Here is a 14944-nt window from a genome sequence, read left to right on the forward strand (position 1 = left end):
GTGCCCGATTAGGCTGTTTCCGATTCGGATCCGGAGGTGGTGGCGTGGTGCGGGACGCCGACATTGCTCGCTGGCGGCTGCGCAATCAGCACCTGGTTCGGCCCTACGCCGGGTCGGCAGGTGAGGTGGTGGATTCACTGCTGGCCGTCCAGGCGGAAAACCCCAGCCAGGCGGCTTGGGCGGTGGCGTCGCGCACGAAGAAACCCGACCGGGCCGATCTGGCGGCCCTCCTCGACGACGGCACCATCGTGCGTACGCATGTGCTGCGTCCGACGTGGCACTACGTGCGGGCCGAGGACGTCGGCTGGCTGCTCGACCTGACCGCTCCCCGTGTGCGGCGGGTCACCGGCCAGCAGTTGCGCGCCACTCACGGCCTCGACGAACGGTCCATCGACCGGGCGGTCGCCGCCGTCATGGAGGCACTGGCGAGCCGGGGACAGCTCACCCGCGCGCAGCTGGCCGAGGAGCTGCGCGAGCGCGGTGTCCCGGGCAGCGGGCAGATGGTGGTGATCCTGCTCGCCCACGCCGAGTTGGACGGGCTGATCTGCAGCGGGCGGGTCGCCGAGGGCGAACACACGTACGCGCTGATGGCCGAGCGCGTCCCGGCACCGCGGCGCCTCGACCGGACCGAGGCGCTGGCCGAGCTCGCGTTGCGCTATTTCACCGGGCATGGCCCGGCGACGGAACGGGACCTCGCCTACTGGGCGACGCTCACCCTCACCGACGTGCGCGCCGGCCTGCAGCAGGTGCGTGATCGGCTCGACTCGTTCGAGCACGACGGGCGCACCTTCTGGCACGCCCCCGGAGAGGCTCCCGGCGAACCGCAGGATCCCGCGGGCCATCTCCTGCAGATCCTCGACGAGACGTACCGCGGCTACCAGGACTCCCGCTGGGTGCTGGACGCCGCCGGTGACGTGCCGCGCACCCGGGAGGCCGCGATCGGGATGGCCCTGGTCGACGCACAGCTCCTCGCCGGCATGCGGCGCACCGTCGGCCGCGACCATGTGCGGTTCGACCTGCGGCCCTACCGGGCCCTGACGGGTCCACAGGTCGAAGCCCTGGACCAGGCCGCCGGACGGTACGGCGAGTACCTGCGGCTCAAGCCCGAGATCGTCCTTCCATGAGCTGACTTCGACCTGATCAGCGGTGACGCGCGGACCGCCCGCTCTCCGCGTGGAGAGCGGGCGGTGGCGGATCAGTTCTTCTTGTGCCAGAGGACGGCCCGGTTCTCGCCGCCCGGGTACACGGCCGTGCCGACCCGGTCCTTACCGATCTCTTACATGGACCGGGGGCGACGTCCGCGACTCAGCGTGGTGTTTCGGAGGTTCGGCCTGGTCAGGTCGGGTATGGGGCTGCCCGTTGGCCCAGCGGAGCCAGGGTTTCGAGGGATGGCGAAGGGCGACATCGGGGGGCGCCGTGCGACTGCGTTGGCGGAGGCGGGCGCGTGCGGTGCGTTGGCCGGCGGGCATGGGCATCGCCGTGTGGCGGTGGTTGCGGGGTTCCCGCCGGGTACCGCGGGGCCGGCTCCGTACGGGGGCGGTCTCGGAGATCGAGCGGATCCCGCGCCGCGGCGGGGATCGGGTCCAGGATCTGCGGGAGGGGTTCGGGCCGATCTACCAGCGGCGCTACACGGTCCGCATCTCCGGCAGCCCGCTGACCGCGGAGCAGCTGATCGGACGCCTGGGTGACGATCTCAACGCCGCCTCACCGGTGGAGATCGCCGTCTTCGACAAGATTTCGGAAGTCAGCAGGCCCCTGGGGCTGGGAGACGAGTACGTCGTCCACATGCCGGGGCCTTGGAACTGCCCGATCCGGGTGGTGGAACGGACGCCGGAGTCATTCCGGTTCGTGACGCTGAGCGGGCATCTGGAGGCCGGTGAGATCGAGTTCCGGGCGAGGGGCACCGAGGGGAACGGCCTTGTCTTCACGATCGAGTCCTGGGCGCGAAGCGGCGACCGGCTGTCAGAGGCTCTTTATGAGGGGCTGGGCATCGCGAAGGAAATGCAGCTTCACATGTGGACGCATTTCTGCGCCCGGGTCGCCGAGCTGTCCGGTGGCCACATGATCGGTGACGTGGAGGTCCAGACCCAGCGGGCGGACGTCTCCGAGCCCGGGCGGAAGCGGCTCGTCACCCGGGCGCTCTCGGCGGTGGTCACGCGAACCTTCGCTCTGGCGGCACGGCTGCGCGACCGGCCCCTGCACCCCGAAGGCCTGGTGTTCGACGCCACCCTCGTCCTGCACGGGACGTCCCGGTACTGGGGGGTTCCGTTCCTCGACGATCGCGCTGAGCTGCGGGGCCGGGTGCGGTTGTCCCGCGCGGTGGGCCTTCCGCCCGCGCTGCCGGACCTGCTGGGTCTGGCGCTGCGATGGCGGCAGCCGCAGGGCCGGGACGCGGAACCGGGGCCCACCGCGGAGCTGCTGCTGGCCACGACGGGGCATTCCCGGCTGGGCCGCCACCTGCTCCGGCCGGCGGCCAGGTGGAGCCCGTCCTTCTACGGCTCCCTGCTCGCATACCGCGCCGGTGACCGCCGGGTGCTGCTGGGCGCGGCCGCGCGGCAGGCCGGGACCATCCCGGCCGGCCTCCCGGCACTCGCGGGCGCCCTGGACGATCGGCCACTGCTGATGGATCTCGTGGTGGCGACCGAGTTCGGCCCCTGGGAGCGATTCGGTGAACTCCGGCTCCAGGGGCCTGCACGGAGCGATGACCGTGAACCGATGCGCTTCGATCCAGCCCGGAACTCCATCTCGGGACTGAGCCCTGCGGGGCTGTTTCAGCAGGTGCGAGGGCCGACCTACGCCACCGTCCAGCAGGTGGCCCGCCGTGCCGGGGTTCCGCGCCGGGTACGGCGGCGTCAGCCGGAGAAGACGGCCCCATGAGAAGGAGCGCACGCGTCCGGCGGCGGATGCATCGGCTGCACGCAGGCCTGGACCGGCTCCCCCTCAACTTCGATCCGCACCAGCACGACATGAACCGCCCGGAGAGCGGCTGGCATGTCGACGACTACCGGCAGCCGCTGCCGGCGGAGCCGCCCGGTCCGCCGGTCGCCGGAGGAAGCTGGGAGGTCGCCCGGCGGCTCGTCCGGAACTACGAATACGCCGATCCGGCCATCATCCGGGAGATCTGCCGTTCGGGCCCTCCCGAGCCGGGCCGGAACATGCTGCTCGAAGGCCGGTTCTACGGACTGCACTTCTACCTCGGCCTCCGCATCGGAGACGTCGTCGACGGCGTCATCGAACGGGACGGACGCCGGGCGAGGGTGTGGGGATGGAACTACCGGACGTTGAAGGGGCACCTCGAACGCGGCCAGATGAACCAGGAGGTGCGCAAATGGCTCGACACCGGAGAGGTGGAGTTCCACATCCACGCCTTTTCGCAGCGGGCGCCCATCCCGAACCCCATCGTGCGTCTCGGCTTCATTCTCTTCGGCCGGATCACGCAGGTCAGATTCTACAAACGGTCGTGCTGGCGCATGGCCGCGCTGACGACGGCCGCACTCGCCGCGGACGACCGGTCTCGTCACAGGTGATGGCGGGGAACCAGGTCAGGTGGAAATGGGTTCAGGTAGGTCTGCTGTGAGAGGTAATCGAGGTGCTCGGCTTCGGCGTGGTGGCGCAGCAGGGCGATCGGGACGCTGAGCGGTGCCTCGCCGCGCCGGTAGGACTCGATGGCCGCCACGATGTCGTGGCGGCGAGCCGGGTCGAGGTGTTCGCTCATAGGGCCGAGGACGTGCAGCAGCGCGTTGGTGTGGCGACCGCGTTTCGGAGGGACGGCCAAAGCCCGGTCGAATGCGCGCCGGTAGTCGGCTTCCAGTTCGCCTCGGCCGCGGGTGCCGGCTCCGGCGACGATCCGGCCCAGTTCCCGGTAGGCGGACGGGTCATGAGCGAGAACCTGCAGTTTGTGGCGGCTGTGGAAGGCGACGAGGTCGCGGGGACGCCGATCGCGGGCGAAGAATTCACGGAGCCCGGCCCGCGCGAAGACGCGTTCGACGAAGTGCTCGCGCAGGACGGGATCGTTGAGCCCGGACGCGTAGCGCGGCAGGTTCAGCAGTGCGCAACTGGGCGAGCCGGGATCGAACACATACCCGTCGACGTCGGCGATGTCGAGGATGCGGCCGTTCTCCAGTGCGGTCATCGCCCAGGTGCGGCCGGCGGTCTCGTCCTTGGCGGCGCCCAGCTCGTCGGTGCGCAGGCGCAGGCGCGGGCGGGACGCGCCGAGTCCGATCTCCATTTCCGGGCGGACGGGGACCCAGTCCACGTGGTGTGCGAGGGGACCGGTGAGGAACCGGTCGCAGCCGTGGCCGCTGCCGGGGCGGACCGGCGCGTCCGGCAGGCAGCCTGTCACGGCGAGCCTGGGGCGTGGATGGCCATCGGCGGGAGCGGGTCCGGGTGGCGGCCTGGGTGCGGTCAAAGCAGCTCCCTCATCCGGCGCAGCCCGCGGCTGGTGCGCGCCTTGACAGTGCCGAGCGGGATGTTCAGCCGGTCGGCGATCTCCCTCTGGGTCAGGTGCCCGTAGTGGGCCAGCACGATCGCCTGCCGCTGCGCGACGGGCAGGACCGCGAGAGCTCCGCGGACGTCGCACGCGGCGTCGAGGGCGGGCGCCGGGTCGGGAACCCGGCCGGCCTCCTCCAGCGGCGCGGCCCTGCGGCGATGGCGTGCTTCGGAGCGGATCTGGTCGATGGCGCGCCTGCGCGCGATGGACAGGACCCACGGTGCGAGAGCCCGTGACGGGTCGAAGCGCCGGCGTGTCCGCCAGAGCTCCAGAAAGGCCACCTGGACGACGTCGTCGACCGCGTGGCCGGGCACCAGCCTCGCCACGTGGTGCCGGACCAGGGGCCCGAGCGTCGCATAGCACTCGGTCAGCGCCGTCTCGTCGCCCCGCGCGAGCCTGTGTCCAAGGGTCATGCCCACACCCGTCCCCCAGAGGAAACGCTTCAAAATTCGGCGAGCGCGGTGGCCTGCGGGGTCGTTGCTTCCGGTGGCGGCAAAATCCGGGCGCCGTGCGCTTGTGCACGTCAGCGCCGGGTAGGCAGCGGCAAGTGATGCGACTGCGACGCCGAAGGGAAGGCCGGTCGTGAACCGCCCATTCCTGTGCCTGGTGACGGGGGCCAGCGGCTACATCGGGGGGCGCCTGGTCCCCGAGTTGCTGGACGCCGGTCACCGCGTGCGGTGCATGGCCCGTTCGGCGCGGCGGCTGCGCGATCATCCCTGGGCCGGGCGGGTGGAGGTCGTGGAGGCCGACGCCACCGATCCGGAGTCGACCCGGCGCGCGCTGGACGGTGTCGACGTCGCCTACTACCTCATCCATGCGATCGGCGGCGCCGGCGGTTTCGCCGAGAACGACCGCCGGGCGGCCCGCGTCTTCGCCGAGGCGGCGGGGGACGCGGGAGTGCGGCGGGTGGTCTACCTCGGCGGCATGGATCCGGAGGAGGACCCGTCGCCGCATCTGCGGTCCCGCGCCGAGGTCGGCAGGATCCTGCTGGACGGCCGGGCGCCCGCGGTGTGGCTGCGCGCTGCGGTGATCATCGGCTCGGGTTCGGCGTCGTTCGAGATGCTGCGCTACCTCACCGAGCGGCTGCCGGTGATGGTCACGCCGCGGTGGGTGCGAAGCCGGATCCAGCCGATCGCGATCCGCGACGTCCTGCACTACCTGGTGGCGTCCGCGGACCTGCCCGCCGACGTGAACCGCGGGTTCGACATCGGCGGGCCGGACGTGCTCACCTACGCCGACATGATGCACCGGTACGCCGCCGTGGCAGGCCTGAACCGGCGGCTCATCGTCCCGGTGCCCGTGCTGAGCCCCTGGCTGTCGAGTCTGTGGGTGGGTGGGATCACCCCGGTCCCCGGTGGTCTCGCGCGTCCGCTGGTGGAGTCGCTGCGCAACGAGGTCGTGTGCGGCGAGAACGACATCAGCCGGTACATCCCGCCCCCGCCGGACGGGCCGACCGGCTTCGACGAGTCGGTGGCGCTGGCGCTGCGCCGGGTCCGTGAGGCGGATGTCGCCACGCGCTGGTCGTCGGCCGGCGTCCCGGGGGCCCCGAGCGATCCGCTGCCGACGGACCCGGACTGGGCCGGCGGCAGCCTCTACACCGACGACCGCTCATGCCGCACGGACGCTCCGCCCGAGCGGCTGTGGGAGGTCATCGAGGCGATCGGCGGGGAACGCGGCTGGTACTCCTTCCCCGCCGCCTGGCGGGCACGGGGCCTCATCGACCGGCTGGTGGGCGGTGTCGGGCTGCGGCGAGGCCGCCGGGACCCGCGCCGGCTGCGCATCGGGGAGACGGTGGACTTCTGGCGGGTGGAGGAGATCGAGACGGGACGGCTGCTGCGGCTGCGCGCCGAGATGCGGCTGCCCGGCCTGGCCTGGCTGGAACTCGGCGTGTCGCAGGAGGACGGCCGCACCCTGTTCACGCAGCGGGCGCTGTTCCACCCGCGGGGGCTGGTCGGCCACGCGTACTGGTGGGCGTTCCGGCCGTTCCACAACCGGGTCTTCGGAGGGATGTGCCGCGGCATCGCCCGCGCGGCCGAGCGGCCGCATTGACCGGGGGGAGGCAACCGACGTGCCGCCATGCCCCGAAGAACTGGACAGGACCGTACGGACGACGGTGGAGGGGACAGTGCGCTTTCGACATCGTGTGACACGGGGTGACGGCTCGCGCGGGCGACGCTGATGGCGGCGCGCGGTCCGGTCGTCGTGGTCGGGGCGGGCCTGTCCGGCCTGTCCGCGGCGATTCACCTGGCTGCCCGGGGCCGCGAGGTCGTGGTGGTCGAGGCCCACGACGAGCCGGGCGGCTGCTGCGGGTCGGCGAACCTCGGGCCGTACCGGTTCGACACCGGTCCGTCGGTGCTGACCATGCCGGACGTGCTGGCCGACACGTTCGGCGCCGCCGGGGAGGACGTCGAGACACTGCTGCCTCTGCGGCGCCTGGACCCGTTCTACCGGCTGGCCTTCCATGACGGGTCGCGGCTGGACGTGGTGGCCGGTGCCCAGGAGATGGCCGAGAACGTCCGGGCCCTGTGCGGGCCGGAGGAGGCCGCCCGGTATCTGCGGTACCGGCGGCGGCTCGGCGCGATGTTCGAAGCGGAATGGTCGTCGTTCATCGACGCCGACATGACCCGGCTGCGCGGCATGGCCCGGCCCGCCGCGCTGCTGAAGCTGGCGGCGGCGGGCGGGTTCCGCCGCCTGGACAGGTTCACGGCCTCGCAGCTGACCGACGAGCGGCTCATCAGGGCGCACACGTTCCAGGCGCTGTACGTCGGGCTGGCTCCGGACAAGGCGCTGGCGATCTATGCCGTCGTCGCGCACATGGACACCGTCGGCGGCGTGTACTTCCCGTCCGGCGGCGGCATGCGCGCGATCCCGGACGCCATGGCCGCGGTGGCGGAGAAGGCCGGCGCCCGCATCCGGTACGGAGTGCGCGCCGAGCGGGTCGAGACGGACGCGTCCGGTGTGACGGCCGTCCGGCTGGACACCGGGGAACGGCTCGCCGCGAGCCACGCCGTCATCGCCTGCGATCTGGTGCGGGCCCACGCGGGGCTGCTGCCCGCGGCGGCCGGCGACTGGCGGCTGCGCCGGCCGCGCTACTCGCCGTCCTGCCTGGTCATGCATTTCGGCCTCGACCGGCGGCTGCCCGGACAGGCGCACCACACCCTGCATTTCGGCCGGGAGTGGGCGGCCACGTTCTCCGCCCTGGCGTCCGGACGTCCGCAGCCCGACCCGAGCCTGCTGGTCACCTGTCCCGGCGCCGACGCCGCCGCCGCGCCGGCCGGGCACTCGACGCTGAGCGTGCTGGAACCCGTCCCCAACCTCGCCTGCGGAGCCGACTGGGAGCGTCTCACGCCGCGGCTGGAGCGCCGCATGCTGAGCCGCCTCGCCGACCTGGGCTACGGGGACCTGGCGGCGGCACCGGAGATCACGTTCGATCCGCCGGCGTGGGCGCGGCTGGGGCACTCGGCCGGTACGCCCTTCGCCCTGGATCACCGCTTCCGCCAGACGGCATGGCTGCGGCCCTCGGGCCGTGTCCGCCGGGTTCCGGGCCTGCACGTCGCCGGGATGTACACCGCGCCGGGCGTGGGCGTCCCACCCGCCCTGATCTCCGGCAGGCTGGCCGCCGCACGGATCCTGGAGGGGAGCCGATGACGCTGACCACGAGCTACGAGCACTGCCGCCGCCTCAACGCCCACCACGGGCGCTCCTTCTACCTGGCCACGCTTCTGCTGCCGTCGTGGAAACGGCGGCACGTGCACGCCCTGTACGGTTTCGCCCGGCATGTCGACGACATCGTCGACACCTCCGATGACGTGGCCGGACGTGCGGACGCGCTCGACGAGGTGACCCGCCGGCTGGAGGCGTGCCTGGCGGGCGAACCGGTCCGCGACCCGGTGCTGCCCGCGTTCGTGCACACCGTGCGCTCCTTCGGCGTCGAACGGGGCGACATCGACGCGTTCCTGCGGTCGATGCGCACGGACCTGACCGTCACGCGCTACGACACCTACGACGACCTGCTCGTCTACATGGAGGGGTCGGCCGCCGCCGTCGGGCTGATGATGCTCCCGGTGCTGGAGACGGTGCCGGGCGCCGAGCGGCTCGCCCGCGAGCCCGCCCGTGAGCTGGGGCGGGCGTTCCAGCTCACCAACTTCCTGCGGGACGTGGCCGAGGACCTCGCCCGCGGCCGCGTCTACCTGCCGCGAGCCGACCTCGGCAGGTTCGGGGTGGCCGAGGCCGACCTCGCCGGCGGCTGCACCCGGGGGATGCGTGACCTGGTGGCGTTCGAGGCCGGCCGTGCCCGCGACCACTACCGCCGCGCGCTGGCGGGTGTGGAGCTGCTGGCGCCGTCCTCGCGGCCCTGCATCCGCGCCGCGTACGAACTGTACGGCGGCATCCTGGACCGGATCGCCGCCGCAGGCCACGACGTCCTGGCGGCGCGGGTCCGGGTGCCGCGCCGCCGAAGGGCCACGATCTTCGCGCGGCACCTGCTGGCCGCCTCCGCCGCCGGCCGGGCCGAGCGGCGCCTCCCGTCCCGGACGGCCTGACATGGCCGGCGCCGACATGACCGGCGACCGGAGGCCGCCGGCGGGCGGCGCGGCGGGCGGTGTGGCGGGCGGCATGGCGGGCGGTGTGGCGGGCGGTGTGGCGGGCGGTGTGGCGGGCGGTGTGGCGGGCGGTGTGGCGGGCGGTATGGCCCGGCCCGTCGTCCTGGACGCGATGGGCGGCGATCACGGGCCGGCCGAGACGGTACCGGGCGCGCTGACGGCGCGGCGGGAACACGGTGTGCCGGTGGTCCTCGTCGGCCGGGCCGAGGCGATCCGCCGTGAACTGCGGCGGCACGGCGCCGCCGGCGAGGTCGGCGTCCTGCACGCCGGCGAGGTCGTGCCGATGGCCGAGCCGGGCGCGGGAGCCGCGGCCCGGCCCGGGACGAGCCTGATGGCCGGCTGCGAGCTGGCCCGGCGCGAGGGGGCGGCGTTCGTCTCGGCCGGCTCCACCGGCGCCGTCGTGACGGGCGCGGTCCGCACCTTCGGGCGCCGGGAGGGTGTTCTGCGTCCCGCGCTGGCCGTGGCCCTCCCCACCCCGGCGGGCTCGACCGTGCTGATCGACGCGGGCGGAACCGCCGATCCGACCGCGGAGATGCTCGCGCAGTTCGCGCTGATGGGCGCCGCGTACGCACGGAACGTCCTCGGCGTGCCCGATCCGGTCGTCGGCCTGCTGTCCATCGGATCCGAACGCGGGAAGGGCAACCGGCTCACCCGCTCCGCGGGGCGGCTGCTGCCGGCCGTGCCCGTCCGCTTCCACGGCAACGTCGAGGGCCACGACGTGCTGGCCGGAACCGTCGACGTGGTCGTGACCGATGGCTTCACCGGCAACGTCGTGCTGAAGAACATCGAAGGCTGCGTCCGCACGACCCTCGGCCTCGTCGCCAGGGCGGGCATCGCCGAACCCCGCAGGCTGGACGAGGTCGGGCGGTTGTACGACGCCGACACTCACGGGGGCGCGGCGCTGCTGGGCCTGACCGGGACGGTCGTCGTCGCGCACGGCTCCTCGGCATCGGCCGCCATCGCCCGCGCCTGCCTGGTCGCGTCCGAGCTGGCCGCCGGAGAGGACCCGGTGCCGGTGAGCGGCCCTCCGGCGCTGGGCACGGTCACGTGAGGCGGTCAGTCCCGGCCGTGAGCGCGCAACGGGTCGCGGCCGTCCCAGGTGCCCCGGCTTCCGTACGGCGCGAAACGCGCGAACAGCTCTTCGGCGTACCAGCGTTCGCCGCGAACCCGCCCGATGACGTCGCGGTGCGCACCCTCCCGGTAGGCGAAGCGGGCGATGGCGGCGTCGTCCTCCCACAGCGAGAACGTCGCCTGCCGGGCCAGCGGCCATTCCCCCACGCCGACCGACGCGATGCAGCCGTCCTCGCGGCGCAGCGCCCGGTCCACGTCCGCGATCGACCGGTAGAACGCCACCAGCCGCGCCGGGCGGATCGAAGCCCTGGTCAGGACGGCCACGGGACCGGGCGCCCGAGGCGCGGCGCCCCGCGGGGACGCGGGGACCTCCGGCCCGAACGGGTCACGTCCGCCCCAGCCGCCGCGGGAGGCCAGCGGCGCGAGGCGCACATGCCACGACTCCTCACCCTCCGCACGCCACCGGGCGGCGATCGCCGAGGACTCCAGGAAGCCGTCCAGCGCCGCCTCGTCGTCCCACACCGCGAACAGCGCCCAGCGGCGCAGGTCGGCGCCCAGGCTCATGGACCGGCCGCGGCCCGTGCCGAGCAGCCTCCAGAACCGCAACCCGCCGCAGGCGCGCAGCTCCGGCCGGTCGAACGCCATGTGCCGCATGGCGCCCACACCCGCATATCTGACGAGGTGAAACGACGCGATGACACCACTGCCAAGGCCATCCCCGCCCGCGACGCCCGTTTCCGCGCGATCTCTGCTCGTGCCCGTCATCGGCGGCTACCTGCTCGGCTCGATACCGGTCGCGGTCCTGGTCGGACGCGTCCACGGGTTCGACCCACGCTCGGTGGGCGACCGCAATCCCGGGTTCTGGAACGTCATGCAGCGCGTGGGCGGGCGGTCGGCCGCGCCGGTGTTCGCCGGTGACCTGCTGAAGGGCACGGCGGCGGGCCTGCTGGGGCTGGCGGCCAGCGGGGCGCGGACGGGCCCGCTGGGCACGGTCCGCGGGGCCAGTGTCGTGCCGGTGTACGCGGCGGTCGGCGCCGCGATGGCCGGGCACGCGTGGCCGGTGTTCGCCGGCCGCAGGGGCGGGCGCTGCGTCCTCACGTTCGCGGGCGGCTTCGCGGTCATCTGCCCTCCCGCGTTCGGGCTCGGTCTCGGGCTGCTGGCGGCGACCGGCGCCGGCGGACGCTCCTTCGCCCGGGGAGCGCGCGTCGCGGTGTTCTCGCTCCCCGCGCTGCAACTGCTGTTCGCCCCGGCCGCGCACGTCGCCGGCACCGGGGCGCTGATGTCCCTCATCGGGCTGCGTTTCGGCCAGGCGGCACGTGCCGACCGCGCAGCGGGCCGTCGTGCGGGCCGTCGTGCAGCGCTTCCGGCGGACCGCCGCACCGGCGCGCGGGTGTGACGGCGGACCGCCCGGCGAGGCCGACCGCGTCGCGTCCGTAGGTGCGGCCGCGCCAGGTGCGGCCGGGCCGCAGCGCGGCCTGCGTCAGCCGGACGGCGGCGACCGGATCCAGCAGCGGTGAGAGCACCAGGCCCGGTCCCGGTTCGCGGTAGCTGCCGCGAAGGGCCGCCGTCAGCAGGAGCCGCTGTCCCAGCAGGGCGAGGTCGAGCGGCGTGGGACGCCCGGCGACCAGCCGCAGCACCGGCAGCGCCGCCGCCAGCCACACCACCGCCAGGTCTCCGGCGAGGCGCGCGGGCGTCGTGACGTCCCGCAGGGCGATCGAGCGGCCCCACTGGCGCCACACGTCGGCGGCGGACGTGTGCATGTCGACCTCCAGCAGCGCGCCCGCATCGACGAACGCGACCTTCCAGCCGTCCCGCGCGAGCAGCCGGCCCAGCGCGACATCGTCGGTGAGATGGCGGCGCACACGGGCGAACGCGTCCGCCTTCACCATCGCCGCGTTACGGAAAGCCATGCACTGGCCGTTGACGAGCAGGCGGCCGGGCGTCCTCGCCGCCGGGCCGATCGGCCCGAACCGGTAGACCAGCGTGGTCAGGAACGCGGTGTGCAGCGCCTGCTCGGCCACACCGCCGGTGACGAACCGGGGACCGGCGCTGACCAGGTCGCAGGTGTCCAGCAGTCCGGCCAGCGCCGCGCACAGCCCGGCCCTGGGACGGGTGTCGGCGTCCAGCAGCACCACGACGGGCCCGGCCGCCGCCTCCACGCCCTGCCGCAGCGCCCACTGCTTGCCCACCCAGCCGGCCGGTGGCGGCGCGCCCGCGACGACGGTCGCGCCCGACCTGGCGGCCAGCTCCGCGGTGCCGTCGCGGGACCGGTCGTCCACGACGATCACCTCCCGCACCGCCGGATCGGCCAGCAGCGGCGCGAGGCACGCCTCGATCCGGGCCTCCTCGTCGCGGGCGGGGATCACCACCGAGACCGGTTCCGCCGACCCCGGGGCGGCGCACGCGTCGAGCGGCGCAGGACGGTCGCGTCCCCGCGCCAGCCGCGCCGCCACCACCAGGGCCGCGGCCGCCTGGGCGGCGGTCAGGGCCCTCATGCCCGGCCCCCTCCGTGGCCGGCGTTCGACCCGCCGGCGACGGGGAAGTCCTGCTGCACCAGGGACGCGACGATGCGGCCGCCCATCGCGACCAGGGGCAGCCCACCGCCCGGGTGCACCGAGCCGCCCACCAGGTACAGGCCGCGCCGGGGCCCGCGGTTGCCCGGCCTGCGCAGCGGCGCCGCCCGCCCCCCGTAGGCGGTGCCGTAGATCGCCCCGCCCGGCGCGCCGTACCGGTCCCGCAGATCGGCGGGGGTGAACAGCTCCATGAACCGGAGCCGTCCCGCCAGGTCGTGCCCGCGCTGCGCGAGCCGCTCCAGCACCAGCTCCCCGTAGTCCTCCGGCGTCATCGGCCACCGCCCGGGGTCTCCGGCGGGGACGTTCACCAGCATCACCTGGTTCTCCGCCCCCGGCGGCGCCTGAGCAGGGTCGTCCACCGCCGAGCAGCCGATGTAGACGGTCGGGTCCCGCGGCGGCTCGCGCCGCTGGAAGATGTCGCCGAACTCGCGACGGTAGTCGGCCGAGAACAGCACCGAATGATGCGGCAGCCCCTCGGTCCGTCCCTCGACACCGGCGAGGATCAGCAGCGCCGACGACGACGGCCCCAGGCGGGCCATCCTGCGCACCCGGCGCCGGTCGGGCAGCAGCCGGCCGTACAGCACGGCGGCGTCGGCGTTGACCACCACCGCATCCGCCGCCTCCCGCTCCCCCGACGCCAGTACCACGCCCGCGACCGCGTCGCCGTCCGCGACGACGCGCGCGACCTCGCTGCCGGTACGGACCTCCACACCGGCCGCGGTCACCAGCCCGGCCAGGTCGCCGGCGAGCCGGGCGAGGCCGCCCGGCACGTACCAGCCGCCGTCCCCGTGCTCGATCGCCGGGACGCATCCCAGCGCGGCGGGCGCCCGGTACGGGTTCGACCCGGCGTACGTGGCGTACCGCCCCACGTACTGCCGCAGCCGCCGGTCGGTGAAGAAGCGCCGGGCCAGCCCGTGCAAGGTCCGTCCCGGCGCGACCGCCGCCAGGTCCCCGAGCCGGGCGCCGTCCGGGGGACGGCCCACCGGGCCGGCGAAGAACGTCCGCTGCGACGCCGCCAGACAGCCTTGCGCCCAGGCGTGGAAGGCCCGCCAGGCCGCGCCCTGACCGGCGGCCAGCCGGTCGACCTCCGCGGCCATCCGGTCGGGGTCGCGGAAGGCGTGCAGGCGCGACCCGTCCGCGAACCGGTACCGGCACAGCTCGTCTAGCAGGACGGTTTCGCGTTCGACCCCCAACTCCCGGAAAAGGCCGGGCAGTGTGAGCAGCGACGGGCCGAGCGAGAACGTGAACCCGTCCCGTTCACGCTCGGCGAGCTTGCCGCCCAGCCGCCCCAGCCTCTCGTGCAACCGGACCTGGTGGCCGCCGCGTGCCAGCAGCAACGCGGCGACCATCCCGCCGACGCCGCCACCGACCACGATCACCTCCGCCATGCGGGCCTCCCCTCGGGCCACGGGCTCCTCGCCGTCCGCCGCCTGAACGCCAGCACCGCCGCCGGGACGGCGAACGCGCCCATCGCCGTCCCACCGGCCACCGCGACCAACCGGTCCGGAGGATCGAACACCGCCGCGAACGCCAGCGTCTCCATCGCCGCCATCACCCCGTAAAGCGCCACCAGCCACCCCGGAGCGTCTCGTTCCCACCCCACGATCGGGTCCGTCACCGCCATGAGCAGCGCCGACACACCCAGCCACCCGGCGAAGTTGCCCACGGGCACACCCCGGTACACCCCGGGGTCCTCCCACCTCCACAGGTCGAGCCGCAGCATCTGCGGGTCCAGGAACACGTCCCATGCCGTCAGCGCCGCGGCCCCCACCGCCACACGCGTCCCCTTCCGCCCTTCCGGGACGAGCGTGGCGGCGGCCGCGTGCGACGCCAGCCCCATACCCGCCCACGCCCCCGCGACCGCCACCGGAACACCGCCCACCTGGGGCCGCAGCACCGGCGTGTACGAGTACCTCCCGAACGGGACACCCGTCCGCACTCCGATCCACTCCGCCGCGTATCCGATGGCCACCGCCGCACCAACGGCCCCGCCCGCGCGCCCGAACCCCCGCCGCGACGCGACGAAGCACGCGGCCCCCGCCGCCAGCAGACCCACCACCGGACCGGTCAGCCGCACCGGATCCGAACCCGCGCCCGACGCCACCTGAGCCGCGACCATTCCCCCCAGGCAACCGGCACCCGCCACCACCAGCCCGTCCGGCCCCCGCCCGCGCCCCACCGCGCGGCCCCTCCTCATCAACCCCACACCT

The 14944-nt window shown here is 74.2% G+C and carries 14 protein-coding genes; 8 read left to right on the plus strand and 6 right to left on the minus strand.

The window, feature by feature from the left end; translation table 11 throughout:
- Positions 1-128 precede the first annotated feature (128 nt).
- The 3 genes from ACGFK0_RS11810 (at position 129) to ACGFK0_RS11820 (ending at position 3527) form a co-directional block, all read left to right on the plus strand.
- Positions 129-1124, plus strand: a complete 996-nt coding sequence (locus ACGFK0_RS11810; protein WP_392903340.1) for a winged helix DNA-binding domain-containing protein — start codon at positions 129-131, stop codon at positions 1122-1124.
- Positions 1125-1449: 325 nt separating this feature from the next.
- Positions 1450-2877: a DUF1990 family protein gene (locus ACGFK0_RS11815; protein WP_392903342.1), complete on the plus strand. Its 1428-nt coding sequence runs from the start codon at positions 1450-1452 to the stop codon at positions 2875-2877.
- Positions 2874-3527 carry a DUF1990 family protein gene (locus tag ACGFK0_RS11820; RefSeq protein ID WP_392903345.1) on the plus strand — a complete coding sequence of 218 codons (654 nt, stop codon included), beginning with the start codon at positions 2874-2876 and terminating at the stop codon, positions 3525-3527. Before ACGFK0_RS11815 ends, ACGFK0_RS11820 begins: the two co-directional genes overlap by 4 nt.
- On the opposite strand, the gene ACGFK0_RS11825 is transcribed toward ACGFK0_RS11820, so the two are convergent.
- Both ACGFK0_RS11825 and ACGFK0_RS11830 read right to left on the minus strand, forming a co-directional pair.
- Complete coding sequence (locus tag ACGFK0_RS11825) at positions 3518-4342, minus strand: DUF1722 domain-containing protein (RefSeq protein ID WP_392903348.1); 825 nt, start codon at positions 4340-4342, stop codon at positions 3518-3520. The two genes, ACGFK0_RS11820 and ACGFK0_RS11825, sit on opposite strands and share 10 nt — an antisense overlap.
- Before the next feature lie 62 nt (positions 4343-4404).
- Positions 4405-4902, minus strand: a complete 498-nt coding sequence (locus ACGFK0_RS11830; protein ID WP_392903351.1) for an RNA polymerase sigma factor — start codon at positions 4900-4902, stop codon at positions 4405-4407.
- A 169-nt stretch (positions 4903-5071) separates the two neighbouring features.
- Here ACGFK0_RS11830 and ACGFK0_RS11835 point away from each other — a divergent pair, with 169 nt between their 5' ends.
- The 4 genes from ACGFK0_RS11835 to ACGFK0_RS11850 all read left to right on the plus strand — a co-directional run bounded on the left by ACGFK0_RS11835 (position 5072) and on the right by ACGFK0_RS11850 (position 10141).
- Positions 5072-6538: an SDR family oxidoreductase gene (locus ACGFK0_RS11835; protein ID WP_392903354.1), complete on the plus strand. Its 1467-nt coding sequence runs from the start codon at positions 5072-5074 to the stop codon at positions 6536-6538.
- Between the two features lie 129 nt (positions 6539-6667).
- A complete protein-coding gene (locus ACGFK0_RS11840; protein WP_392903357.1) occupies positions 6668-8137 on the plus strand; it encodes a phytoene desaturase family protein in 1470 nt (489 codons plus the stop codon).
- Complete coding sequence (locus ACGFK0_RS11845; protein ID WP_392903360.1) at positions 8134-9030, plus strand: phytoene/squalene synthase family protein; 897 nt, start codon at positions 8134-8136, stop codon at positions 9028-9030. Before ACGFK0_RS11840 ends, ACGFK0_RS11845 begins: the two co-directional genes overlap by 4 nt.
- 1 nt (position 9031) lies before the next feature.
- The gene (locus ACGFK0_RS11850) at positions 9032-10141 is read left to right on the plus strand and encodes a phosphate acyltransferase (protein ID WP_392903362.1); all 1110 of its coding nucleotides are present in this window, start codon (positions 9032-9034) and stop codon (positions 10139-10141) included.
- A 5-nt stretch (positions 10142-10146) separates the two neighbouring features.
- Here ACGFK0_RS11850 and ACGFK0_RS11855 read toward each other — a convergent pair whose 3' ends face one another.
- A complete protein-coding gene (locus ACGFK0_RS11855) occupies positions 10147-10815 on the minus strand; it encodes a spheroidene monooxygenase (protein WP_392903365.1) in 669 nt (222 codons plus the stop codon).
- 40 nt (positions 10816-10855) lie between these two features.
- On the opposite strand from ACGFK0_RS11855, the gene ACGFK0_RS11860 reads away from it, so the two are divergent.
- Positions 10856-11557 carry a glycerol-3-phosphate acyltransferase gene (locus tag ACGFK0_RS11860; RefSeq protein WP_392903368.1) on the plus strand — a complete coding sequence of 234 codons (702 nt, stop codon included), beginning with the start codon at positions 10856-10858 and terminating at the stop codon, positions 11555-11557.
- Here ACGFK0_RS11860 and ACGFK0_RS11865 read toward each other — a convergent pair.
- From ACGFK0_RS11865 to ACGFK0_RS11875, 3 genes are read right to left on the minus strand one after another with little or no spacing between them, the layout of a single operon-like run.
- Positions 11448-12656 (minus strand): glycosyltransferase, encoded by a 1209-nt coding sequence (locus tag ACGFK0_RS11865; RefSeq protein WP_392903370.1) that lies wholly within the window; start codon positions 12654-12656, stop codon positions 11448-11450. The two genes, ACGFK0_RS11860 and ACGFK0_RS11865, sit on opposite strands and share 110 nt — an antisense overlap.
- Entirely contained in the window at positions 12653-14122 is a 1470-nt protein-coding gene (locus ACGFK0_RS11870; protein WP_392903372.1) for a phytoene desaturase family protein, read from the minus strand. The genes ACGFK0_RS11865 and ACGFK0_RS11870 overlap by 4 nt, the downstream gene beginning before the upstream one ends.
- Positions 14110-14913, minus strand: a complete 804-nt coding sequence (locus ACGFK0_RS11875; RefSeq protein ID WP_392903374.1) for a carotenoid biosynthesis protein — start codon at positions 14911-14913, stop codon at positions 14110-14112. Before ACGFK0_RS11875 ends, ACGFK0_RS11870 begins: the two co-directional genes overlap by 13 nt.
- Between the last annotated feature and the right edge of the window lie 31 nt (positions 14914-14944).

The sequence above is a fragment of the Spirillospora sp. NPDC048823 genome (assembly GCF_043198445.1).
GTDB lineage: Bacteria > Actinomycetota > Actinomycetes > Streptosporangiales > Streptosporangiaceae > Spirillospora.